13 protein-coding genes are annotated in these 24,639 nt (G+C 34.5%); 3 read left to right on the top strand and 10 right to left on the bottom strand.

The window, feature by feature from the left end:
• Nucleotides 1–73: 73 nt before the first annotated feature.
• The 4 genes from Q0856_RS13025 to Q0856_RS13010 are packed head-to-tail and all read right to left on the bottom strand — an operon-like array spanning nt 74 to nt 4,631.
• The gene (locus tag Q0856_RS13025; protein ID WP_298479721.1) at nt 74–1,216 is read right to left on the bottom strand and encodes a CaiB/BaiF CoA-transferase family protein; all 1,143 of its coding nucleotides are present in this window, start codon (nt 1,214–1,216) and stop codon (nt 74–76) included.
• A 19-nt stretch (nt 1,217–1,235) separates the two neighbouring features.
• Nucleotides 1,236–2,378 carry a CoA transferase gene (locus Q0856_RS13020; protein WP_298505687.1) on the bottom strand — a complete coding sequence of 381 codons (1,143 nt, stop codon included), beginning with the start codon at nt 2,376–2,378 and terminating at the stop codon, nt 1,236–1,238.
• Nucleotides 2,379–2,380: 2 nt separating this feature from the next.
• On the bottom strand, nt 2,381–3,538 hold the full coding sequence (locus Q0856_RS13015) for an extracellular solute-binding protein (RefSeq protein WP_298505685.1): 1,158 nt from the start codon (nt 3,536–3,538) through the stop codon (nt 2,381–2,383).
• Nucleotides 3,539–3,554: 16 nt separating this feature from the next.
• Nucleotides 3,555–4,631: an L-rhamnose/proton symporter RhaT gene (locus Q0856_RS13010; protein ID WP_298505684.1), complete on the bottom strand. Its 1,077-nt coding sequence runs from the start codon at nt 4,629–4,631 to the stop codon at nt 3,555–3,557.
• 95 nt (nt 4,632–4,726) lie between these two features.
• Here Q0856_RS13010 and Q0856_RS13005 point away from each other — a divergent pair, with 95 nt between their 5' ends.
• A complete protein-coding gene (locus Q0856_RS13005; RefSeq protein WP_298479734.1) occupies nt 4,727–5,497 on the top strand; it encodes an IclR family transcriptional regulator in 771 nt (256 codons plus the stop codon).
• Here Q0856_RS13005 and Q0856_RS13000 read toward each other — a convergent pair.
• From Q0856_RS13000 to Q0856_RS12985, 4 genes are all read right to left on the bottom strand, one after another.
• Nucleotides 5,494–6,177: an SCO family protein gene (locus tag Q0856_RS13000; protein WP_298505680.1), complete on the bottom strand. Its 684-nt coding sequence runs from the start codon at nt 6,175–6,177 to the stop codon at nt 5,494–5,496. The two genes, Q0856_RS13005 and Q0856_RS13000, sit on opposite strands and share 4 nt — an antisense overlap.
• 6 nt (nt 6,178–6,183) lie before the next feature.
• Complete coding sequence (locus Q0856_RS12995; RefSeq protein ID WP_298505678.1) at nt 6,184–7,914, bottom strand: hypothetical protein; 1,731 nt, start codon at nt 7,912–7,914, stop codon at nt 6,184–6,186.
• A 9-nt stretch (nt 7,915–7,923) separates the two neighbouring features.
• Nucleotides 7,924–9,600 carry a hypothetical protein gene (locus Q0856_RS12990; protein ID WP_298505675.1) on the bottom strand — a complete coding sequence of 559 codons (1,677 nt, stop codon included), beginning with the start codon at nt 9,598–9,600 and terminating at the stop codon, nt 7,924–7,926.
• A gap of 284 nt (nt 9,601–9,884) precedes the next feature.
• Nucleotides 9,885–10,244, bottom strand: coding sequence for a hypothetical protein (locus Q0856_RS12985; protein WP_298479748.1), 360 nt, complete (start codon nt 10,242–10,244; stop codon nt 9,885–9,887).
• Nucleotides 10,245–10,423: 179 nt separating this feature from the next.
• On the opposite strand from Q0856_RS12985, the gene Q0856_RS12980 reads away from it, so the two are divergent.
• A complete protein-coding gene (locus Q0856_RS12980; protein ID WP_298505673.1) occupies nt 10,424–11,329 on the top strand; it encodes a family 16 glycosylhydrolase in 906 nt (301 codons plus the stop codon).
• 159 nt (nt 11,330–11,488) lie between these two features.
• Here the strand turns inward: Q0856_RS12980 and Q0856_RS12975 are convergent, their stop codons facing one another.
• Nucleotides 11,489–13,405, bottom strand: a complete 1,917-nt coding sequence (locus Q0856_RS12975; protein ID WP_298505671.1) for a histidine kinase dimerization/phosphoacceptor domain -containing protein — start codon at nt 13,403–13,405, stop codon at nt 11,489–11,491.
• A gap of 95 nt (nt 13,406–13,500) precedes the next feature.
• Nucleotides 13,501–14,232 (bottom strand): response regulator, encoded by a 732-nt coding sequence (locus Q0856_RS12970; protein WP_298479754.1) that lies wholly within the window; start codon nt 14,230–14,232, stop codon nt 13,501–13,503.
• Between the two features lie 788 nt (nt 14,233–15,020).
• Here Q0856_RS12970 and Q0856_RS12965 point away from each other — a divergent pair.
• Entirely contained in the window at nt 15,021–24,638 is a 9,618-nt protein-coding gene (locus Q0856_RS12965) for a gliding motility-associated C-terminal domain-containing protein (protein ID WP_298505669.1), read from the top strand.
• The last annotated feature ends 1 nt before the right edge of the window (nt 24,639 follow it).

The raw sequence follows: 24,639 nt of genomic DNA, 5'->3' as shown, positions 1-24,639 counted from the left end.
CGATAGTACTTCTATATCTTTGGGTGTATGGCAATTACCGATTAAAAAGCATCAAATTCGCATAGGACTATTTTTAGGATATTAGTTCTTTGATAATACTGTTTGTATGCTCTCCTAGAGCTGGAGAACCTATGGTTGATGTTAAGTAAGTACCGTCAATTTTAATAGGACATCTTGTTGTTTCATAAGAAAACCCATCTCCCATGGTTACTTTCTGAATCATATCTAGCACTTTAAAACCATCGTGTTCAAATAATTCATCCCAGTACATGATTTTAGCACACCAAACATCTGCAGGTTCAAGAATTGACAACCATTTTTCCGCTGTATCTGTGGCTAAATGGTTGGCTATTATTTTTTTAATTTCATCTCGTTTGGTAAACCAGCTTTCTACTTCCGTATATGTTAATAGTTTTTCACATCCGATTAGTTCTCCAATAAAAGGTATAGCACCCATTGCAAGTGCTAAATATCCTGTTTTGGTTTTGTATACACCGTAAGGAGCGCCTAAATAGGCATGGGCACTATTACTCTCGGGTCTTGTTGTTGGTTGGCCTCCATCATGGTAAAAAGTTGTTATGGACTCAAATTGAAAATCTATAATAGATTCTAGCATACTAACAGAAACCTTGGTTCCTTTTCCTGTTTTAGCCTTTTTAATTAAAGCCGCTAAAATACCTTGTACCAAATGCGAGCCAGATAAAATATCTGCAATTGCTAATCCAACGGGAACTGGACCATCTTTTCCTTTTCCGTTTATCCATGTTAATCCAGAAATAGATTGTAATAACAAGTCCTGACCAGGTTTTCCTTTCCAAGGACCTTCAGTTCCATATCCAGAAATTTCACCATAAATAATATTTGGATTTATTTTTTGAATAGTTTCATAATCAAACCCTAAACGTTCTATTACTCCTGGTCTAAAATTATGAACCAAGATATCTGCTTTTTCAACCAGTTTAAGAACCCTTTGTTTGTCTGTTTCGTTTTTTAAATCAGCTTGAAAACTCTCTTTGTTTCTATTGATAGCCCTAAAAACGGAAGATTCTCCATTTAAGATGACATTAGAAACATATAATTGCCGACAAATATCACCTGTTAGAGGTCTTTCTACTTTAATGACTCTTGCGCCCATATCTGCTAATCTTAATGTTGCAGAGGGTGCTGATAAAAATTGACTTAAATCTATAATTAGAATATCTTCTAAAGGTTTCATATTTCTTTACTTTATAGATTTATAAATTAAATTCTTTCATTATATCTTCGGTATGTTGCCCAACTCTTGGAGCGGGTTTGGAAGCAAAGATTCTTTCGTCATCTAGACGAATAGGGCACCTAGTGGTATGTACTTTTTCTCCAGAAAGTAAAGGTAATTTTTGGTCCATTCCTAAAACATGATACCCTTCATGATTTAACAACTTTTTATAATCATAAACATCGGAACACCAAATTCCTTTTGGCTCCAAGAGATCTAACCATTCTTGCGTATTTTTTTCAATTAAGAATTCTCTTAAAATATCCATGATTTCATCTCGTTTAGTAAACCAAGAATCAGAATTGGTGTAATAAGCTAAAGCATCGCATTTTAGAATTTTTCCTAATTCTAATAAGGAACCCATGGCCAGAGAAATATATCCGTCTTTTGTTTTGTAAACTCCGTATGGAGCACCTAAATAGGCGTGTGCAGAACCTTGTTTAGCTCTTTGAGGTTTTTGATTTCCGTCATTTAAATACGTAGTAATTACTTCAAATTGAAAATCTAAGGTAGACTCTAATAAACTAACTTCAACTAGGGCACCTTTGCCTGTTTTACTTCTTTTTATTAAACTTGCTAAAACTCCATGCACTAAATGAGTACCGGTAATAATATCCGAAATTGCAGCACCAACAGGAACGGGGTCATCTTCTTTGTTACCTGTTAAATTTGCAAAACCCGACATGGATTGTACTAATAAATCTTGTCCAGGTTTTTTTACCCAAGCTCCAGTAGTGCCATAGCCAGTTACAGTAGCATAAACCATTTTCGGATTTATAGATTGCACTTCATTATAATCTAAGCCAATCTTTTCCATTACCCCCGGACGAAAGTTATGGGTCATTACATCTGCCTTTTTAATGAGTTTTTTTACTCTTTTTAAGTCTTCTGGGTCTTTTAAATTAGCGGTATAGGATTCTTTATTTCTGTTTGCGGTATGAAAAACCAAACTACTTCCATCTAAGAATAAATTTTTTAAAGCTATTCGTCTTCCGGCTTCTCCAGTATTTGGTCTTTCTATTTTTATAACTCTTGCTCCCAAATCTGCCATTCTAAGTCCAGCGGATGGGCCTGCCATAAATTGTGCAAATTCTAAAACTAAGATTCCTTCTAATGGTTTCATGCTTATATATTTAATGATTTTAAATATAACTCATTCAATTGTTGTAATAGTTTTTTTTCATCTCCTCCGTGCATTAAATACTCTCGGATGGGAGAACCAGCTCTATCTTGAAAATACATATGTCCGTTATATCTAGGGCGTAAAAAAGCTCTGTCTAAAGTTGGCAATGTGTTTTTGAAAAAATTTTCTGAAACTTCATTTGTATGTTCGTTTAGCCAAGCTTTTCTATGTCCAGGTTGCCCACCATTATCAAAAAATATAGTTTTTTGGCACTCTTCAGAACCAACGTACTCTACATATTTTATGGCAGTTTCTAGTTCTTTGGTTTGCGCGGAAATAGCTAAACCTGTACCGCCAAGGGTAGAAACAGCTTTTCCAAAACCTTTAATATCTATCATGTCATGAAAATGTAATGGTTTACGAGCATATCCTCTTCGGCTATAATTTGTATAGCCATACGCCCAAGGACAATATGCATATTTATCTGTTTGTGTCATGGCTTCATAGACTTGAATGGGATTCCAATTAAAAATTTGAGAATCCATTTCTACCACTAGCTCTCTAAGCATTTGTAATGCTTTAATTCCTATTTCTTCACTTACTACATGTTCTTTAGAGGAACAAACGTCTTCTCCCATAGTACAACACATCATGTAAAAATTCATCAATGTATCCTGTGGAATACCAGGCATAACTACAAGTCCTTGTTTTGCCAATGCTAGCAAATCGGCGTATGTTTCGGGAAGTTTTATTTTCTTTTTTTTCAAAATATCTGGTCTGCTAGAGGCAACAGGTGTTGCAGCATCTACTGCTAGGGCAAATTGATGTCCGTTAGAAGAATAACTCTCATGAGAACGGCCGACCGTATTTTCAGCTAAGTCATTTATAAATGCCTTGGGAAGATGCTTTTCTAAAGGTAAAATTACTTTTGTTTTACCTGCAAAACCAGCCCAAGGGTGGTCTATGATTAATAAATCGAATCTTTTGGCTAATTCGTTAATAGGCTCATCAGCGAATGCTTGCAGAGAACGTTTTTCCCATGTAATATCTATATTAGGATGTAACTCTGAAAATCGTTGCGCAGTTGCTACCATCGAAGTAAAACCTCTACTGTGGTTCCAAGTTATACCTTTTAATTGAATTCTTTTTTGACTCATCATTGTAAATTGAAAAATATTAATGTTCCTGTATACTTGTAGCTCCTAACATGCTACCATATGTCATAATAACAAAGGAAAAAATAAGGGTTATCAGTGCTACTAATAGGGTGATGTAAGTTCTTCTACTCACTTGTTTCCATTCTTTCATTACTATTCCTATAATATAGCTGAAGAATATTAACATAGACATATGTATAACCCAACTAGCAAATTTGTATGCTCCCATTTTTACGTGGGCTATACCATAAAAGAAAAATTGACCATACCATAGGGCACCACTTACAATAGATAGAAAAAAATTTAGTAGTAACTTTTTACTTCCTACACCCTTAACGTCTACTATTTCTTTAAGAGAACCACTCTTTATGCCGGCTATTAAAAACCAAATAAAATTGGTAGCGAAAGCGCCACCTGTAGATAGAATTAGATTTGCATTGCCTTGAAAATCTCCTGCGCCATTTTGTCCCGCAATTTCTGCTATAGGAGCACCTACTTCTAAAGAGATTCCAAAAACAGCGGAAAGAACACCTGCAATTATAGTTAGTGTTAACCCTTTTTTCATGTTAAAAGTTAGGGACTCTGATTCTTCCTTGTTTTTATGTTTTAGGTCGTTTTCTTTTCTGTATCCTGCAATACCACAGATTATAATGCCTACTAGGGCTATAAACATTCCTAGAAAGATAACATTACCACCTGGCTCGTTAAATTTATGTATTAATTCTCCGTGCATTAAAAGAGGGACAATAGTTCCTAAAATAGCAGAAATTCCTATAGATATGGTATAGGTTAATGAATAACCTATATGGCGTATTGCAAAACCAAAACACATGCCTCCAAAACCATAAATAGCACCGAGTATTGTAGCATTTAGTATAACCGAAGAAGGAGAGGCTCTAAATACCTCTATTAAATTAGGAACGGTTAAAAAGCCAATAACTAATGGGAAAATAAACCAAGCAAAGGTCGCTTGTACAATCCAATAAGAATTCCAAGACCACTGTTTTACTTTTTGAAAGGGTACATAACAGGTGGAAGCAGCAACACCGCCAATGGCATGGATTATAGTACCTGAAAATGGATTAGACGGAATCATGAATTTTTATTTATATACAAATATCATTTTTATATATAAAATTTCAAAATATATCTAAACCTTTTTTCTATGCGGTTTTTATGTTACTTTTGATTATGGCAGAAACACAACCGACTAAATATAATGCCCCAGCATTGGATAAAGGGTTAGATATTATGGAGTACCTTTCTAAAGTTGGTATTCCAATGTCTCAGGCAGAAATTGCAAGCGGAATTAATAGGACTCCGAGTGAAATTTATCGTATGTTAGTCTGTTTAGAAGAGAGAGGGTATTTATCTCGAGGAAGCAATGCAGGAAAGTATAGATTGTCATTAAAAATGTATAGTTTATCCCATACTCATACTCCATTCGATGAGTTAAAAAGAGTGGCTCAGTATCCAATGCAAGCTTTAACAGAAATTACAAGACAGTCTTGTCATTTGAGTATTTTGGATAATGAACAATTACTTATTATTTCTCAAAAAAGAAGCCCTGAAGCCGTGTCTTTATCTATTGAGGAAGGAACACATTTTCCACTAACCATGACTACCTCTGGAAAAGTTCTATTATCTATTATGTCGGAGGAAAAAAGAAATGTTATCTTGTCTAGAGATGTGTATTATAAAGAATGGTCTGCAAAAAAACGCAAAGACTTTCATTTAGCAATAGAAAAAGTAAAGGAAGCTGGTTACTCTTCTTCAGATAGTAAATTAACAAGTGGTGTTACAGATGTTGCCGTACCAATAGGGGAGAATGATTCGGATTTAAATAGTGTTTTAGCAATATCCGTTTTTAGTTCTAGTTTAGATTCGGAGATAAAAATGGTAAAAATATTAGAAGCAATAAAGGAAACACAACGGACAATTAACAAATTAATAGGAGGTTAATTTGTACTTTTATGTGCCCTTTTTTGCAAGAGTTTAATATCTGCAATAATTCTTTTTATTTCTTTATCTTTTGTACCATCATATACACCGCGAATTTGTTTTTGTGCGTCTACAAGAATAAAGTTGGGAGTATGTATAAAGTCTTGAAGACCTCCATCTCCTTGTTCTACAACCGCAAAGTAGCTTTTTCTGGCTAAGTTGTAAATGTGTTTTTTGTTTCCTGTTGTAATGTTCCATTTATTTTTAATTGCCCCATGTTCATTTGCATACTCTTTTAACAGAGGTACACTATCTAAAACGGGAGTTACAGATAATGATAAAAGCATAATGTCATCGTCATTGGCGAATATATCTTGTAACTTTTTCATGTTATTAGACATAACTGGGCAAATACTAGGACAGCGAGTAAAAAAGAAATCTGCTACATAAATTTTATTCTCGTAATCCGCCTGAGTGATTTTTTCTCCATTCTGATTGGTAAGTGAAAAATCAGAAACTATATGGTTATTGTTTCTTTGTACTAAGGCATCTACCAATTCTGGATTAAAATCGGAGGGATTGAAAATTGGTAATTCACTATCTTTAGACTCGAATACAACAGAATACATTAAAACTAACACAGCGGTTATGAAAAATGCACCTAGTAAATAAGCGTAGTTTGTTTTTTTGGTTTCGTTCATTACTATTTATAATATAGAAGTTCTAATTTTAATATCTGCATGTTCCCATGCTTTATCAAATTCAATCTTAATGACTGCGGCTTCTTTTGTTTTTCCTTGAGCATTAAGACTATTTTGTAATCCCTTAAGTGACCATCCATTCTGGCGGAGAATATTTAAATCTTCTTTGTATATTTTTTCAGCTTCTTTATACTTTTTCGCTTTTAGTAAAATAGCTCCTAAATTTTGTCTGGTAGGAATATGCCATGCCGCGGGTTCTGTATATGTTAAACCATCTTCGTAAATAACTGCTTGTTCAAGATGGGCAATCGCCTTGGTAATATTTCCTTTTAATGCTTCTAATTCACCCGAAATTACCTCAAATGCGATATTTGCTGAAGAGATGGACGGATTATTCATAGTAGCAATAAGCGTTTTTAACTCCGGGTCTTTTTGTAAGCTGGCAATGGCATTTAGTTCTTCTTGCGCTTCTTTTTCATTTCCTTTTCTAATAAAAGCCATTCCACGAGCATAGTGCCTTATTAAATTAAGGTGTTTGTATTCTGGACGTGGGGCAGGAATTGTTAAAATTTCATTCCATTTTCCAAAACGAGTATAGGCTTGCAAAGGGACAGAGGCAAAATCTTGAAGAAAAGGAAGTTCTAAAAGTTCCCCTACGGGTACTTTTTCAGCTGTTTTTTTAGCAGCATCTATGGCTGTTTTACTGTCCCCTAATAAACTCGCAGAGGACCATAAAAAATGGATGTTATGAGGATAATAGGCAAGAGGATAAAGGCCTTGAGCAAAGCATTGGGAAATATAATCTTCATCGGCTAATATTGCTGCTTGGTTAGATTTTACAGCATCTAAATATCTACCAACCCTAATGTAAATGTGCGAAGGCATATGAACAATGTGTCCTGCTCCGGGCATTATAGATGCTAATTGGTCGGCACTTGGCTCACCTAAATTCGGAAAAGGTAACTCAACCATATGAATATAGTAATGATGCCCTCCTGGGTTTTCTGGTTCAAGCGCTATAGATTTTTCTAAAGCTGCTTTTGCTTTTTTTATGTTTGGAGAAGGATTACCATGCTTATCCCAATAATTCCATGGAACTGTATTCATTACAGATGCTGCATACAATATTTGGATGTTCGCATCATCTGGATATTTTTTTACTACCGTTTCCATTGCTTTCATATAAGCCATATTTAGCTCTGTAATATCTTTGGTTAAATCTTCGCTATAACGAGCAGAAAGGGCTTTGATTAATGCTTGTTCTTTAGGGGTTGCTTTAGGTGCGTATTTTAATGCTTTAACAATGGCTTCATTAATTGTATTTTTTCGTTCATCATCTGGTAATGGGTCATTAATATTGGGACCTAGAGCAAAAGCTTGTCCCCAATAAGGCATTGCCGTTTTAGGTTCTAAACGTGCCGCTTCCATGAAGGAACGATGTCCTTCGGCATGGTTAAATGCATAAGATAACTTTACACCTTGGTCAAAAAAATCTTGTGTACGCTTGTTCTCAACTGTCACCGGAAAATGTAGATTGCCTAAATTTTTAAACAAAGGTGATATTTGTTTGGTACTGTCTATTACCTCTAGCAAAAACTTGGTAGGAGTACATTTCGTAAAACTGAATGAAGCTTTTTGGTAATCAATTTTACTAGCTGATTTTGAGTTTTTGTTTATCAAATGGACTAAGCTTAAAAGTAAAACCCCAGCAATTAATACTCCAGTTTTCGTTTTCATAAGTTTGATTTACGATTTATGAATATATTTTTTAGCCGTCTCTATTTCAGGTCGATTGCTATTAGATTCTTTTGTTAATTCAATTAATTGTTTAAAATATTGCATTGCCTTTTCTTTATCGCCTAACTCTTGAGCCGCTATTGCTGCACTATACAAACCATTTAATCTGTATGGGTGTCTTTTTAAATTTTCTTGATATGCCATCAATGCTTTTTCGTTATTTCCAGATTCTAATAACATATCTGCAAACAATTCTATGGCAGGCAAAACATCTCCTGGTGTTATTGGATGTTTACTAGTGTTTCGTTCAATAATAACTGCTTCCTTCATTAATAGAAGTCCTTTTTTTCTTTCTCCCTTTCTAAAATTGGACCAAGCTCTCACCGTTTTTATCTGAATTTCTACCTGTTTTATTTGAATATTCTTTGAAGGGTCGTTTTGTGCGATTAAATTTTGACGAAGCTTTTTTAAGATGTTAATTTCCTTTTCTACCGCATTGAAATCTTTTAACTGAGCAGCGCCAAAAGCTCTAGCAAAGTGATGTATGGCTTTTTGCCAAGGAAATAGTTCCCAGTCCAAATCTATTTCTGTTAATTCCAAATTTGCAGCTTGTTCCCAATTTCCATTTTCAAGAGCCAAACGAGCAGGTATTGCAGCTACTGGGTATATAGCAGCAGTTATATTAGCAGGGTAAAAAGTTTTTAACTCTTTTATTTTGTTATATTGCTTTTCTGCGTTTACGTTGTCTCCTTTTTGCAAGTAAGCATAAACCAAATAATCTGTTGCATGTAATTCTTCAAAATAAGCTCCAGTTAATGCAGCGGCTTGTGTATAGCACCTTGAACTTTCTGCCGACAATAAATTAGATTGTATAGATTCCTTCCAAATACCTAGTCTCGTGAAAATATGAGATGGCATATGCTGTGCATGAGAAGATGAAGGTGCTATTTTAGCATAACGCCTTGCCGTTTCTAAGCCTTTGTGTGCCAACACAGGGTTGTCGTAATTATGAATAATATAATGTGCAATACCTGGATGATTGGGGTTTTCCGCAAAAATGGTTTCCAGTATTTTCCCTGCTTTACGTTCGTTTGTATATTCTTTACCAACTCTATCTCTAGTAGAATATAAAGCCAAAGTATAAAAAATGGCGGCCTCAATATCTGCTGGATATTTAAGGTATATTTTTTCCATCTCCATTTCAAAACGTTTAGCTCTTGTTTTATGGTCAACCGTTTTCCAGTTGGTGTAAAAAGCATCAATAGCGTTTATATATGCACGTTGTTTTTCATCCATAGACAATTGTTTTGCCACAGCTAAAACATTAGAGCCTTTTATTAAATCTTTTTCTGTGGGAGGAAACCAAGCGGCATGATAAATACTCATGGCAACTCCCCAATATGCCATGGGGCAATTAGGATCAGTATCTATTACTTTTACAAAAGCCTTTTCGGCTTCGGCATATTGAAACGAATGTAAGAGTGCTACAGCAAGATCAAAATTCTCCCTTGTTTCATAACTACAGGATAATGAAAATTTAAGCTCTCCGAACTGCCCATCTCCACACAGTAAAAGATCTCCTCTTACTAGATTTAAGGAGCTTAAATCCGGGATGGGTTTGTTGTCTTTACATCCAATTAAACCTAATAATAGTAGAGCAGTAAAGAAAATCGTTTTTATGTTCATTGCTTTAGAAGTGTTTAATTGATGTCATTTTTTATTGATTAAATTTTAAGATAAAAAACAATAATAATAAGTGTATTTTAATCCTAAATGAGACAAAAAAGCAAATACCTTAAATTAAAAGGGTATTAAAATAATGAGGTAATTTGTTTATTGCTAAGTTATTAAGTAATTGTGTAAGATTTTTGAATCTTGTGTATAGTGGATTGTATTGTGTTCGCTTTACTTAATTTTGTGTGTAAATGGAAATTGTAAGGTTTATTCCTTGGGGTAAGCTATTCTCTATATTAATTTAAACTTTCTTCTTTTTCCGTAATTCTAAAACAGCGTTCTTCTCCTAGAAAGCTAGGATTACCAAATTCTTCGGACCAAAAGCCATCTAAAATATTTGGTGTTAAACATTGGTAAACAACAACCCCTTTATATGTGATATTAGCATCGCCTTTATATTTAAAATTAATTACAAGTATATTATTTTTAAAAAAACCGGTTCCAGATTGTATTTGGGAATTGTTTATCTCCCATTTTGCAATTATTCTACTATTACTATCAATTAATAAAGACAAAACACCTTTATACGTATTTTTTTCTTCGTCTTGATTACTTCCTATTACATTATATTTTCCGACTAGATGTTGGGCAGTCATGTTAAGTAAAAATTTAGGCCTTTTTTGGACATTGCTAACTTTTTAGTAAAGGTATATTTATTTGTTTTTTTTATTATGTTTTTTGTTGAATAAAAACATATGTGGTGTTTTTTGGAACTTTTAAAGGGGTAAAATAGGTATCAGGTATTTACTTTTGATAAAAAGAATTTGCAAAAAAAATGAATGTAGAAAAAGAAATTAATACGTATCAAATTAAGCAAATGAATTGGATTTTGATACTTATCTCTATTGTAAATTGTAACATGATTTTTGCTCAAAGTTCACCAATATTTTTGAAAGGAGAAGACCCGAAACCAGAAAATAAAAAGTGGAAATTGATAAAAAATATGTCCGATGAGTTTGATGGTAAAAAGATTGATGCTAAAAAATGGCAAATCTCAGGACAAGGGTGGATTGGTCGTGCTCCAGGTTTATTTTTAGCAGAAAATGTTAAAGTATCGGATGGGAGTTTACAAATTACAACAACCAAAATGCCAAAAAAAGTAAAAAAACAGGGTAAAGAATTTACTCATGGTGGTGGTTATGTTGGTTCTAGATTTGGGATGACGTATGGTTATTATGAATGTGAAATGAAGGCCAACAAAACATTTATGTCTTCAACTTTTTGGTTAATTAACGAAGGGAAGGGCTTAGAAGGTTGTGATAAAAGAACAACAGAGTTAGATATTCAAGAGTGCGTAGGACAAATTGTAAATAAAGCCGAGTGGATGAAATATTTCGACCAGTCCATGAACTCTAACACTCACAGTAGAAATATTCCGGAAGGATGTAACTATAAAAAAGGAACTAGTAAAGCCGGAGGCCCTGCAGGAGGAAAAGTATATGATGATTTTCATGTATATGGGGTATGGTGGAAAAGCAAAGAGGAAGTATTGTTTTTTCTTGATGGAAAATTGATAAAAAAAGTAGCCCCACCTTCGGATTTTAATATAACAATGTATTTAAGAATGGTGGTAGAGACATACGATTGGAATCCTGTACCGGAAGATGGGGGAATGACCGGAACAAAAGAAGAAAGAACAACAACGTACAATTGGGTACGTTCATGGAAACTAACAGAGTAGTAAAAATGAAAAATAACTATATTGTCTTGTTAGGCTTTATTAAGAAACAAAAAAACATTAGAGTTACTGGAGTATGTAACTACAACTTTAAGTAAAGATGCTAGAATATAGCGTACCGTATTTATCATTAAAAGCAATGAAAGAAACTGTGAAATATAGTTAGTCGACTAATTTTCGTTCCTCGGTATCTTTAATTTTTATTTTAAAGGCGGTTCCGTTATCATTCCGTACTTCTAGAGAGCCATTTAATTGTTTAACTAAACTTCTTATAAGTCTTAAACCAATACTTTTAGCTTTTAGAACATCAATTTTTTTATTAATACCAATTCCATTATCTATAATTTCAAGCGTATATGTGTTACTTTCAGTTTTTTTCATAGAAACGCTTAATGAGGGCGATTTTATACCTGTAAAGGCATATTTATATGCATTAGTAATTATTTCATTGACCATAAGGCCCAATGGTATAGCAGTATCTACATCTAATTCTATATTTTCAGCATTTATTGCGATTTCAACATCTGTTTCTGATTTGTACATAACAGAAATTTCTTGAACTAATTTCTTTAGGTACTCATTAAAATCAATTAAACCTGTTGTATTTTGATATAGTTTTTGATGTATAAAAGCCATTGACTTAAGTCTGTTTTGACCATCATTGGCTAGTTGAAGAGCTTTAATATCTTTAATATCCTTTGATTGTAATTCTAATAAACTAGATACAATTTGAAAATTGTTTTTTACACGATGATGTATTTCCTTAATCATCATTTCTTTTTGATTGACCATTAATCCCATCAATTCATTTTCAGCTTCAATCTCTTTTTGAAATTTAAAATAAATAATAGTTTGCAATACAACAAAAAAGAAAAGCAGCACAGAGTATTTTCCTATAAACATAGTATCGATAATCCCTTTTAAGTGTAAAGTGTCATTGATAATTAATATGGCAATAAACATGATGATTACAAAAATCCATTTATGTAATACGTTTTGGGAAAATAAAAGTCTAATAGCAACATATAACATGTATAGGCCATAGAGTACAGCAACAATATTTAGCGAGAAAGCCGATTTTGTGGACCAGTATGTAGAGGTGACAAGTACGTACGCAATACTAATTAGATATATACATAACGTACTATAAACAAACCACTTTTTTATATATTCAGGAAGTAATTGTCTAAAATATAGGGTAATAAAAATAACACTAGCATGGTATCCTACATACCTACCTTTTTGTAATATGGTAAAAGGAATATCTGCCCACAAATTGTAGATTATTACCTCGTCGATAGATATGATTCTTAATAAAATGGAAAAAGAAAAAAGACCAAGGTATAAAAGAGCTTTCTTTTTTCTGTCTAAAAATAAAACAAGTAAAAGAAATCCCATAAGAATGGCAATGGTCATTGCAACCGACGTTTCTATAAGATTCAGTGTTTTAGTATTTTCGAGCTGGTTATAAGGGGAAATTTTGATTTGACTTGTAATTCCTCCACCTAATGAATGATCATAATTAGAAACAGGTATTACAAGTTCTATATTGCTGTTAGAAGGTAATTTTATTAATAACGGCAGTCCGCTAGGAATAGCTTCATGTTCATTTTTATTTATACTGCCTATTCCACCAGTTTTAATGCCATTAACCCATACTTCACAAGCAGATTTAACTCGAAATGTTTTAATACCCATGACCATATCGGATTTAGGCATTTTTATTTGTAGTACAAAAGTTCCATATCCTTTTTTAGGAATGCCGGCAGATGACCAAGTTTTTCTGGTTTTGACAGCTACTCTAGAACTATCATTTAAAAGGTTAGTATTAAATTTTCCAGACTTATCAAAAGGAAACTGTTGCCAATAAAAGTCGATTTCTCCATTTATAGTATAGGTTGGTTTTTTGTCGAAATTCCAATTCGATATGTCTAAGATTCCATTTTTACTCTCCGGAAGTTTTTCTTCTCCTTCGTTTATTGAAGCTAGAGTAAGAAAAATGGCAGCAGTAATTAATAAGAATAAAAGATTAGAGTATTTGGTAATTACATCATATAATTTTTGGAGACTATTCTTCATGACATTATACAATTCAAAGTTTTTTTATTGGAAAAAATCTTTTGGCTTATTAAAATAAAATTGGATATAATCTAAAAACAAATCGAAGCATGTTTTTATACGAGCATTATTTTTTTTAAGATGTCTTCTTTGAATTTTCTTCCAATGGGTAGGCTATACTCTTTTATTTTAATTGAAGAATTATCTATTTCCTCTAAATACTCAACATTTACAACATATCCTCTATGAATACGAATAAATTTATTACTAAGGCTATCTAAGATATTGTTCAGGCTGCTTCGTAGTACTAGTTCCTCTCCATTTTTTAGAATTATTTCAATATATACATGCGAACTTCTAAAAAATAGTATTTCTTTAAAATTAACTTTAATTAAAGTTCCTTTTTGTTTTAAAAAAAAAGCATCTTTAATAACTAAATGACTGGAGTTATCCTTTTCTATGCGACCTATTTTTTGGGCATAATTATGAATCGAAATTTCAATGGATGAATAAAGTTCATCTTTTGTAAAGGGTTTAATCAAATAGGCAGGCGGAGTGGTCTGTTTAACTTCGTTAATTGTGAGAGCATCGGCATGAGAGGTTAAGAAAATAAAAGGAAAATCGTACGTTTTTTGTATTTCCTTAGCCAAATCGATACCTGTTTTTTTTCCCGATAATTGAATGTCAAGAATAGCAATATCAGGATTCTCTTCTTCTATTCTAGATATGGCTTCAGTAAAATTGATTGCGGGTTCTAAAGGTAGATAGCCTAAGGCTGTTAAGTTATCACATATATTTTCCGCGATAATCATTTCATCTTCGACTACTAAAACTTTAATAGGAACCATATTACTTTTTATAATTAGTATGTTTTGTTTAATCGATAAAGTTATGAAAAACACTCTTGGTGTTTTTATAGAACAACTAGGGTCTACTGGTATTTATCAACAATAGAGAGGTTGTTACCTTGTAATTATTAATATATAAATATGTACAAGGTTCTACTTAAGACTCCATTTAAAACTAGTAATACACCTTTTAATGTCTTTAAAATTACACTTTCTTAATTAGTAATTATTTCGGATATGTTATGGCGTTTGTTTCATTCAGAACAGCATTAAGCACCACAAGAACATATATAAAGGTGTTTAGAACATATTGAGCTAAGTTTAATGTAATTTATTGGGACATTTTGTTTGTATAAAATAATGAAATTAAGACATCTTATTTTTTGTTAGTCATCTAATAATAGTTAGGCCGTAACATTAAGAGTAGTTGTTTTTCTGATTACAATGTTTTCTTCTAAATCTGTTGATAAAAAATAATTGGGTATTCCAAATAGTTAGGAGAAGTTAATCTTATTCCTTAATCAGTTTGAAATGTAATTTGTAGCAACCGTTCATTATTTGTAGGATAATATTTGTTAATAATTTTATCAAATATCTATAAAAACAAATTTCACTTCTTTTTTTAAATGGTGTTCATAGCGAATTAAAGTTGGTTTAGAACATAAAATAGTTGGTTTAGAACATAGTGTATTTTTTGTAAAATAAGAGCCGGAATTCGCTGTTATATTTGCGTTAATCGATGAACTGCTATTTTTTTTAGCTAAAAATAATCAACCAAAATTTAATTTATGACCCTAATTCGAAAACTTAGATTTTTCAAAACTATCCTTTTCTTAGTAATTTTATTTTTTGGAAGCATTCAAATTGCTTCAGCTCAAAATTGTTCCGTAAATGCAGGTATCCCAGAGAATATTTGTGAGAATGATAGTTATACACTTAATGGAAGTTCTTCTGGTCTTGTTGCAAGTGGTCCAATATGGTCACAAATAGCAGGGCCATCTGTTATTATTCAAAATCCTTCGGATTTAAACAGTACAGTTATTGGCATGACTGGAGGAAATACGTACACATTTCGATTAACCGCGACTTGTACGGATACAGCAACACCAGTTACAGATGATGTCGTACTTACCGTACTGCCTATTACAATAGCCAATGCAGGTACGGATGTTGAATCTTGTCCTGATAATAGTGGTTCTATTGTAATAGCAGGTAATACACCTGAGAATTCAGGTGAAGTAGGAATATGGACTATTGTTGGTAGTAACAATGCAGGCGTAACTATAAATTTCCCCAATAACCCAAGTACAACTTTAACTTTAAATGAAAATAGTGCAGGAACTTCAACACTGCGTTGGACAATTACTGGTACTGCAACTGGTGGTGTAACTTGTGAGTCTTTGGATGAAATATCGGTAACCAATTACGGAGGAGTAGATCCAGTAGATGCTGGCCCTGATCAGAATCTAGATAATTGTTATACGGTTACTCAAAACACTAATTTAGAAGGTAGTTTTGGGGGTAATGGTTTAAATGGTCAACAAGGTACATGGTCTTTCGTAAGTGGACCAAGCACCCCAACAATAGCGAATCCCAATAATAACCAAACAGGGGTTTCAAACCTTATTGAAGGTACTTATGTTTTTAGATGGTCAGTTTCGGGCTCATGTGTTAGCGGATCAGATACCGTTAATATAATAGTTGATGAAGCCACACAAGATATAACGCAAGCAAGCATTCAAGGTAGTAATCAAGTATTTTGTGATGCAGGAATTACTCAGACAACCCTAATAGGTAATGTTGCAGAATTTACAGGCGAAACGGTTTTGTGGGAGCAAACAGGAGGACCTACAGCTGGGGTAACTATTACAAATACTACAAGTAGTACTTCACAGGTAACTGGTTTATCTTCTCCTAATTCCTATACATTTAGGTATACTATTACCAATTCAACTACTAATTGTGATAGTTCAGACTCCATAACAGTTGGTTACAATCCAAACCCTATTTCCATATCTGCTAGTGACATTATAGCAAATTGCGATGAACTTAGAGTAGATATTCCTTTTACAACAACAGGAGGCGGATCCAATCAATATAGAATTCTAAGTGGTCCAACGGATTCATCTTTTTCTTTTCCAACTACTTTTCAAAGTTTTAATAATTCTAGCCCGTTAAGCATTTTGTTTGATGAAGAAGGAACATATACTGTTCAGTTAAGAAGAAGACAAGGAGGGCAGGTTTTAACAGCTTGTCAAGAAGCTACAGAAGACATAAACATTACTATTTCCAGAAGTCCTAGTGCAGCTAATGCGGGAACAGACCAAATATTAGGCTGTGGTATAACCTCTACTTCATTAGCAGGTAGTGTGGTTGGTGTAGGTACTTCTATTTGGAGTCAAGTTTCTGGGCCTACCACTGTTACAATAGCGAACCCTTACGATAGAATTACTCCAATAAGTGGACTTATTGAAGGTACTTATATATTTAGATATTACATTCCGGGAGGTCCTAATTGTCCTCCAGCTCAGGATGATGTTGAAGTGTTTGTTTCTGCAACTTCTAATGGTCCATCGAATGCAGGGGCGGATCAAACAGTATGTTTTGGAACGCCTGTGGCTTTAGAGGCAAATATAGCTCCTGAAGGACAGCAAGGAACTTGGATACAGACATCGGGTCCCGATACAGTTACCTTTGCAGATGCAAACAATCCTACTACATTAGTTTCTGGAATAGATACAGCTTCTAGTGTATATACTTTTGAGTGGTCTATTGACAATCCTACAACTTCTTGTGGTGGTCCAGCAATAGATACAGTTACAATTACCACAACAGCGAATCAAGGGCCTTCCGTTTCGAATGCTGGTCCAGATCAATGTTTATCTAGTGGAACTACAAGTGTAAATTTAAATGCTAGTGTTCCTGATGCAGGAGAAACTGGTTTATGGACAGCCTCACCAAATACGGGAATTACTTTTGCAGATGCTACACTATTTAATACTGTTGCTACAATTACTACAGAACAATCCTATATTTTAACTTGGACAATAAGTAGTATAACACCAGGGTGCCAAGATACATCTGATGATTTAGAAATAACAGTAGGAGCCTCAGCAGCAGCTAATGCTGGTTCCGACCAAGAAGGTTGTGCCAATTCGTTTGTTATGGCAGCAACTTCCTCAACAGGAGATGGTTTATGGAGTCAAGTATCCGGTCCCGGTGGATTTACAATAGATGATGAAACTAGCCCAACGGCAGTATTTACTTTTACAATACCGGGTGTTTATGTGTTTGATTGGGCTGTAAATAATGGATCTTGCTCTTCAGATAATGATCAGGTAGAAATTAATGTAGGTATTCCGCCAACAACAGCTACAACGGCAGGGCCTCAAACGGTGTGTAATGGGGATAGTGTAGTATTAACAGGTAATACTTTTAATGCAGATACAGAAAATGGGGTATGGACTATTTTGTCAGGTGCTCCTAATACACCAAATATAACAGATGTAAATGATCCTAATACCAATGTTACAGGTCTAGTAACAGGAACCTATACTTTTAGATGGTCTATCATAGGAAGTGCAATATGTCCTACATCTTTTGCAGACGTAGTAGTAGATGTTTTCTCTCCAGCAAGTGCTGGTTCTGACCAAAACCTTTGTAATGCCACAAATACTTTATTAGAAGCTACATTTGGGTCTACAGGAACTTGGACTCAAGTTTCAGGTCCAGTAGTAACAATAACACAAAACCCAGTAAATAGTAATATTGCTAATGCTGAAATTACTCCTGGTAATACATATGTCTTTGAATTTACAACAGATTATGGGAGTTGTCCAAATCAATCCGATCAAATAACAGTTGTTAATAGTGGACCTCCGTCTGTGAATCCAAATGCAGGAACAGATCAATTTTTATGTCAGGCCGATTTAGTTCCAACTAACTCAACAAATTTATCCGGTAATGCAGCTCCTGTAGATGTAGATACTGCTACTTGGCGTTTTGCATCCCAACCTTCAGGAAGTGTAGCGGTTATTGATAACCCTAATAGCAATACATCTACCTTGTCTAATTTATCTGAACCAGGTATTTATATTTTAGAATGGAATTTTGCTAGCGGAAATTGTAGTGATGTTTCCGATGTGGTTCGTATAGAGGTTTTTGAAGCTCCCTCAACTGCAAATGCAGGTCCAGATCAGACTAACGCTTGTCAGTTAAGTGCACAACTATCTGCAAGTGTACCATCGGTAGGTATCGGTGTGTGGTCTTTTGCAAACCCTTCTGATGATCCTTCAGGTGGCGCAGTAGTTATTGACAGTCCTAACTCTCCAAATACAACCTTATCTAATATTACTACTTTGGGTACGTACACTTTAACTTGGACCGTAACAAGTGGAACTTTTACGAACCCTTCTAATTGTGCACCGTCTATAGATACAGTAGATATTACGTTTACAGATGTTCCTGCTTCAGAAGCTAATGCAGGTCCTGATCAAGAATTATGTAACGTTGCACAGACAAGTTTAAATGCGACTTCTGTAGGTATTGGTAGTGGAACATGGACACAAACAGCAGGAGCGGCTGCTACTATTACAGCGCCAACGAATCCTAATAGTTTAATAAATGATTTGGTACCAGGAACTTATGAATTTACTTGGACAACCAATAATAATTCAAGCGGGTGCTCTTTTACGGACAGTGTAGAAATTATAATATTAGAACAACCAGCTAATGCCAATGCAGGAGTAGATCAATCTGTTCCTCAATTTTCTACGGTAACCCTAGGAGCGGACCCAGCAACAGTTGGTGAAGGTATTTGGTCTCAAGTGTCGGGACCAACAACGGTTTCCTTTACCGATGAAAATAACCCAACAACAACTCTTAGTGGTACTAGTGCCGGAACCTATGAGTTTCAATGGACAGTTAGCAATGGAATTTGTGCAATAACCTCAGATATAGTTGAGGTAAGGATTATTGGGATTGCAGATTTAGAGTTAACAAAAACAGTAACATCTAGTTCTGTGAATATAGGAGATACAGTTACTTTTACCATAGCAGTATTTAATAATGATGCCAATAGTTCTGCAAATGCAACAGGGGTTTCTGTAGAAGATTTTATTCCAAGCGGTTATACTTTTGTTTTAGGTTCAACAAGTGATGATGGTGTATATAACCCGGGTAATTTATCTCTTACATGGAATAATCTTTCCATTGCAGAAGGCGCAACTATAAATTTACAATTTCAGGCAACTGTTAACGCAACTGGTGATTATGTAAATTCTGCAGAAATTATAGCAAGCGATCAGTTAGATTCAGACTCTACGGTCGACAACGATATATCCACAGAAGATGATCAAGATACAGCTTCTATTACCTTGCGTAATGTTGATATAGAACTTACCAAAACAAGTTCAGCAACTTCTGGTAATATAGACGATGTTGTGAATTTTACTATAGCTGTTTTTAATAATGATGCAGTAGAAACAGGAAATGCTTCTGGAGTTCAAGTAGTAGATCAATTACCAAATGGTTTTGATTTAGTAGGTGGCTCGGTAAGTAATGGAGGTAACTTTAATTTTGGAAACAATACAATCACGTGGAATAACCTATCTATAGCAAATGGGTCTACAACAAACCTTACTTACCAAGCAAGAGTTAATAATAATAGGAATTATACAAATATTGCAGAAGTAACTTCTATGGATCAGAATGATCCAGACAGTACACCAAATAATGACGATGGTGATCAAAGTGAAGATGAAGAAGATAGTACCGTATTTACTTTAGAGGAGGCAGATTTAAGTCTTATTAAGGATATTAGTGCTAGTTCTAGTGCTACTCCAAATATTGGAGATACAGTTACTTTTGAAATAACAGTAACCAATGATGGACCCAATATTGCTGAGAATGTAGTGGTGATGGATTTGGTTCCGTCTGGATATACTATTGGTACAATTAATAATGGAGGTACATCTGGTGGTAATTTTATTACTTGGGATATTTCATCATTACCCGTGGGAGCAGGAAATGCAGTAACGGTATCTTTTGATGCTATTGTTAATGCTACAGGTGATTATAAAAATACAGCAGAAATTCTTTTTAGTGACCAGTTCGATACCGATAGTGAGCCAGGCAATGAAGATGGGGATCAAAGTGAAGATGATGAAGATGCTTTTACCGTGATTCCGCAACGAATAGATTTAGAACTAGAAGTATCGGTTAACAATACTACACCAAATGTTGGGGATACAGTAACTTTTACAGTAGATGTTACGAACCAAGGACCAAATCCTGCTTCTGGCGTTAATATTGAAAATATAGTGCCAGTGGGTTATTCTACCATAAGTGCTATAAGTAATAGTGGCGTAGCAACTGGAAATGTAATTAATTGGTCTGGTTTATCCCTTTCCGTAGGAGGTTCTACATCACTTACTTTTAATGCTGTTGTTGTAGCACCTATAGGTACATCAGATGAATATAGAGATATTGCTCAAGTAATTGCTGCTAATCAATATGATATTGATAGTACACCAAATAATGATGATGGTGACCAAAGTGAAGATGAAGAGGATAACGTTTCTGTTATACCACCAATTTCTGATTTAAGTTTAGTGAAAACAGCAGATATAACCAATCCTAATGTTGGAGACACCGTATTATTTACACTAACAATTACAAATGCTGGGCCAAGTATAGCTACTGGCGTAGCGGTTAGAGATGTTGTTCCTACTGGTTTCAGTTTAGTTACTGTAAACGGAGGTACGGCTACAAGTAATATTGCTAATTGGACAGGGTTAACAATTGCAGCAAATAATGGGGTACAAGTAGTAACATATACAGCAAACGTAAATGCACCGACAGGAACAGTTAATGAATATCTTAATAAGGCAGAAATAGTTGCTGCTGATCAATTTGATCCAGATAGTGATGTATCTACTGATGATAGCGTAGATGAAGATGGCGATGGCGATGGCGATGATGATGACGAAGATGAATTAGAAATTCTGCCTAAACAAGCGGATCTTTCATTAACTAAAATAGTAGTAGATAATGATCTTACTCCAATAGTTGGGTCAGAGATAACTTTTGAAGTTACTGTTTTTAATGATGGTCCTAGTGATGCAACAGGTGTTGTAGTAGAAGATTTACTTCCGTCGGGATATGATTTTATCCTTTTTAGTTCCACTTCTGGTACGTACAACGAAACTACAGGAGTATGGACAGTCGGTAATGTAATTGCAGGAGGGACACAAACCTTGTTGGTAGATGTATTAGTTAATGGAACAGGGATTTACACCAATGTGGCAGAAGTAACAGCCTCCGATGTATTTGATGCAGATTCTACACCAAATAATAATATTTTAGCAGAAGATGATCAAGACAACGCAATAGTAAGTCCTATTCAAAGTACGGATCTTTCAGTAACTAATACTGTAGATAATAGTACTCCAGATGTTAATACAAATGTAACATTTACTGTTACTGTAGCTAATGAGGGTCCAAGTGACGCTACAAATGTAGTTGTTCGTAATTTATTACCATCCGGATACACATATGTATCTAATGATTTAGGAGTAAGTTATAATGCAGTTACAGGCGACTGGTCCGTTGGGACATTAGCTTCTGGTACTATCGAAATATTGAATATGGAAGCCACTGTAAATACCACAGGAAATTATACAAGTATTGCCGAGGTTACAGCTTCTGATCAATTGGATATTGATTCTACTCCTAATAACGATATTCTTGCGGAAGATGATCAAGACGATGCAGTAACTATACCAAGAGCATTGGTAGATGTTTCTGTAACAAATACAGCTAGTACATTAACACCAACTGTTGGTCAACAAATAGATTTTACTATCACAGTAACCAATGATGGACCAAGTGATGCTACTACAATTGTAGTTACAAATCTTTTACCATCTGGTTATGACTTTGTAAACGCAACTCCATCCATAGGAACTTATGAGCCATTAAATGGTTCATGGACTATAGGAAATCTTCCAACAGGTATTACCCAGACATTGGTTTTAACGGCAGATGTAAGAATTACTGGTACATATACTAATACAGCGGAGTTAACAGATTTAGAGGAGTTTGATATTGATTCAGAACCTGCAAATAACGATGATACAGAAGATGATCAGGCTACAGTAAATCCAATACCGGTAGCACAATCAGATTTGTCTTTAGAAAAATTAGTGGATAATAACGCGCCATTTGTGGGTGAAACTGTAGAGTTTACTATAAACCTAAGCAATGAAGGATTAAATAATGCTACTGGAGTAGTGGTAACAGACCTATTGCCATCTGGCTATACATTTGTTTCTCATACAGCTACCGTAGGGGATTATAATGAGGCTACAGGTATTTGGAGTTTAAACAATATTATTTTTACGAATACTATAGAGACATTAAGCATTTTTGCCACTGTTAATGCTGCAGGGAATTATACAAATGTAGCAGAAGTTACTTTGAGTGATAATGTAGATGTAGATTCCACTCCAAATAATGGTGTTTTAACAGAAGATGATCAGGACGAAGTAACTACGAATCCAATTGCTTTGGCAGATTTATCAATTGTGCAAACAGTAGATAATCAATTTCCAGATGTTTCTGATACTGTAATCTTTACCTTGACTTTAACTAATGAAGGACCAAGTGATGCAACTAATGTTGTTGTATCGGATGTACTAGAAACAGGTTATACATACGTATCTGATGATAGTGGTGGAATTTATAATAGTACAAGCGGATTATGGAATGTTGGTAATTTATTAAATGGAGAGACGGTAACATTAAATATTACTGCAAGTATAAATACCAGCGGTAGTTATATTAATGTTGCAGAGGTAACGGGTGTAGCGGAACAAGATCCAGATTCTTCACCAAATAATAATGTTATTGCTGAAGATGATCAAGCAGAAGCAGTAACCTACCCAAGAGTAATTACAGATATTTCGGTTCTAAATACTGTAGATAACTTGAATCCTTCTGTAGGAGATCAAATTGTCTTTACTATAACAGTAACTAATGATGGTCCTAGTGATGCAACCGGAGTTATTATTGAAGATATTATAGCTTCTGGCTATAATTTTGAAAACGCTGTGGCTTCCTTAGGAAGTTATACAGAAGGTATCGGCTCATGGGATGTAGGAACGTTATCCAATGGTAGTACAGAAACATTAGATATTACCGTAACTGTTCTGCCAAATGGAGAATATGCAAATATAGCGGAGCTTATTGCTTTAGATACGTTTGATCCAGATTCTTCTCCGGATAACAACTTAAATTCAGAAGATGATCAAGATACAGTAAATCCGATTCCATCTGGTTTAGCAGATTTGTCTATTACCAATGTTGTAAACAATGTGGAGCCTAATATTGGTGATATTGTAGAGTTTACTGTAAACCTTACTAATAGTGGCGATAGTGATGCAACAGGCGTTGAGGTTACAAACCTACTACCAGAAGGCTATACATATGCATCGCACGTAACGACAATAGGTATTTATGATGAGGTAAGTGGTTTATGGAGTACAAATGGTACTATTCCAAACGGAACTACAGAAACCTTAATAATACTTGCCACCGTAAATACGCCTCAAGGTTTAGCAGATGAATATTTAAGTGAAGCAGAGGTTACTGCAAGCAATCAGACAGATCCAGATAGTGATTCTAGTTCAGATATTAATGAAGATGATTATGCAGACGGTTTAGAGGATGATGATGAGGCTAGTGCCTTTGTAGTACCGCAAGTAACAGATATTGCTGTAACTATATCCGTATCTAATGAAACACCTAGAATAGGTAAAGAAGTAACATTTACCATTGTAGCGGAAAATGTAAGTGCCATGTTAGCAACAAATATTGGTGTTGAAAATATACTTCCTACTGGGTATAGATTTATTTCAGCACAGGCATCTAATGGATTTTTCGATACAGTTGAAGGATTTTGGTCCATAGCTACTTTAACAGCACAATCTTCTGAAACTTTAGAAATTGTTGTTGAGGTATTAGAACCAAATGATTACATAAATACGGTATCACTTTCGTACGTGGATCAAATAGATATTAATGAAGCAAACAATAGAGATCAAGCTTTTGTAACTCCAAGTTGTTTACATGTCTTTAATGAGTTTTCACCAAATGGCGATGGTGTTAATGATGTATTTAAAATAGAATGCATCACACGTTATCCCAACAATTCATTGAAAATATATAACCGATGGGGAAATATTGTCTTTGAGCAAAATGGTTATGATAATACATGGCAAGGGATTTCTAATGGTAGAGCTACAGTTAGCACGGATGAAGCACTTCCAGTAGGTACTTACTATTATGTATTGGACTTGGGAGAAGGTTCAGAACCAATACAAGACTGGTTATACATTAATAGATAAA

Origin of the sequence: uncultured Maribacter sp., from assembly GCF_947496775.1 — a bacterium.
Lineage (GTDB): Bacteria > Bacteroidota > Bacteroidia > Flavobacteriales > Flavobacteriaceae > Maribacter_B.
This window is presented reverse-complemented; position numbering and strand designations above follow the sequence as displayed.

Bases quoted from the DNA above. Each gene is read 5' to 3' on its own strand.
- Q0856_RS13025 (WP_298479721.1), bottom strand. From the start codon at position 1,216: ATGAAACCTTTAGAAGATATTCTAATTATAGATTTAAGTCAATTTTTA.
- Q0856_RS13020 (WP_298505687.1), bottom strand. From the start codon at position 2,378: ATGAAACCATTAGAAGGAATCTTAGTTTTAGAATTTGCACAATTTATG.
- Q0856_RS13015 (WP_298505685.1), bottom strand. From the start codon at position 3,538: ATGATGAGTCAAAAAAGAATTCAATTAAAAGGTATAACTTGGAACCAC.
- Q0856_RS13010 (WP_298505684.1), bottom strand. From the start codon at position 4,631: ATGATTCCGTCTAATCCATTTTCAGGTACTATAATCCATGCCATTGGC.
- Q0856_RS13005 (WP_298479734.1), top strand. From the start codon at position 4,727: ATGGCAGAAACACAACCGACTAAATATAATGCCCCAGCATTGGATAAA.
- Q0856_RS13000 (WP_298505680.1), bottom strand. From the start codon at position 6,177: ATGAACGAAACCAAAAAAACAAACTACGCTTATTTACTAGGTGCATTT.
- Q0856_RS12995 (WP_298505678.1), bottom strand. From the start codon at position 7,914: ATGAAAACGAAAACTGGAGTATTAATTGCTGGGGTTTTACTTTTAAGC.
- Q0856_RS12990 (WP_298505675.1), bottom strand. From the start codon at position 9,600: ATGAACATAAAAACGATTTTCTTTACTGCTCTACTATTATTAGGTTTA.
- Q0856_RS12985 (WP_298479748.1), bottom strand. From the start codon at position 10,244: ATGACTGCCCAACATCTAGTCGGAAAATATAATGTAATAGGAAGTAAT.
- Q0856_RS12980 (WP_298505673.1), top strand. From the start codon at position 10,424: ATGAATGTAGAAAAAGAAATTAATACGTATCAAATTAAGCAAATGAAT.
- Q0856_RS12975 (WP_298505671.1), bottom strand. From the start codon at position 13,405: ATGAAGAATAGTCTCCAAAAATTATATGATGTAATTACCAAATACTCT.
- Q0856_RS12970 (WP_298479754.1), bottom strand. From the start codon at position 14,232: ATGGTTCCTATTAAAGTTTTAGTAGTCGAAGATGAAATGATTATCGCG.
- Q0856_RS12965 (WP_298505669.1), top strand. From the start codon at position 15,021: ATGACCCTAATTCGAAAACTTAGATTTTTCAAAACTATCCTTTTCTTA.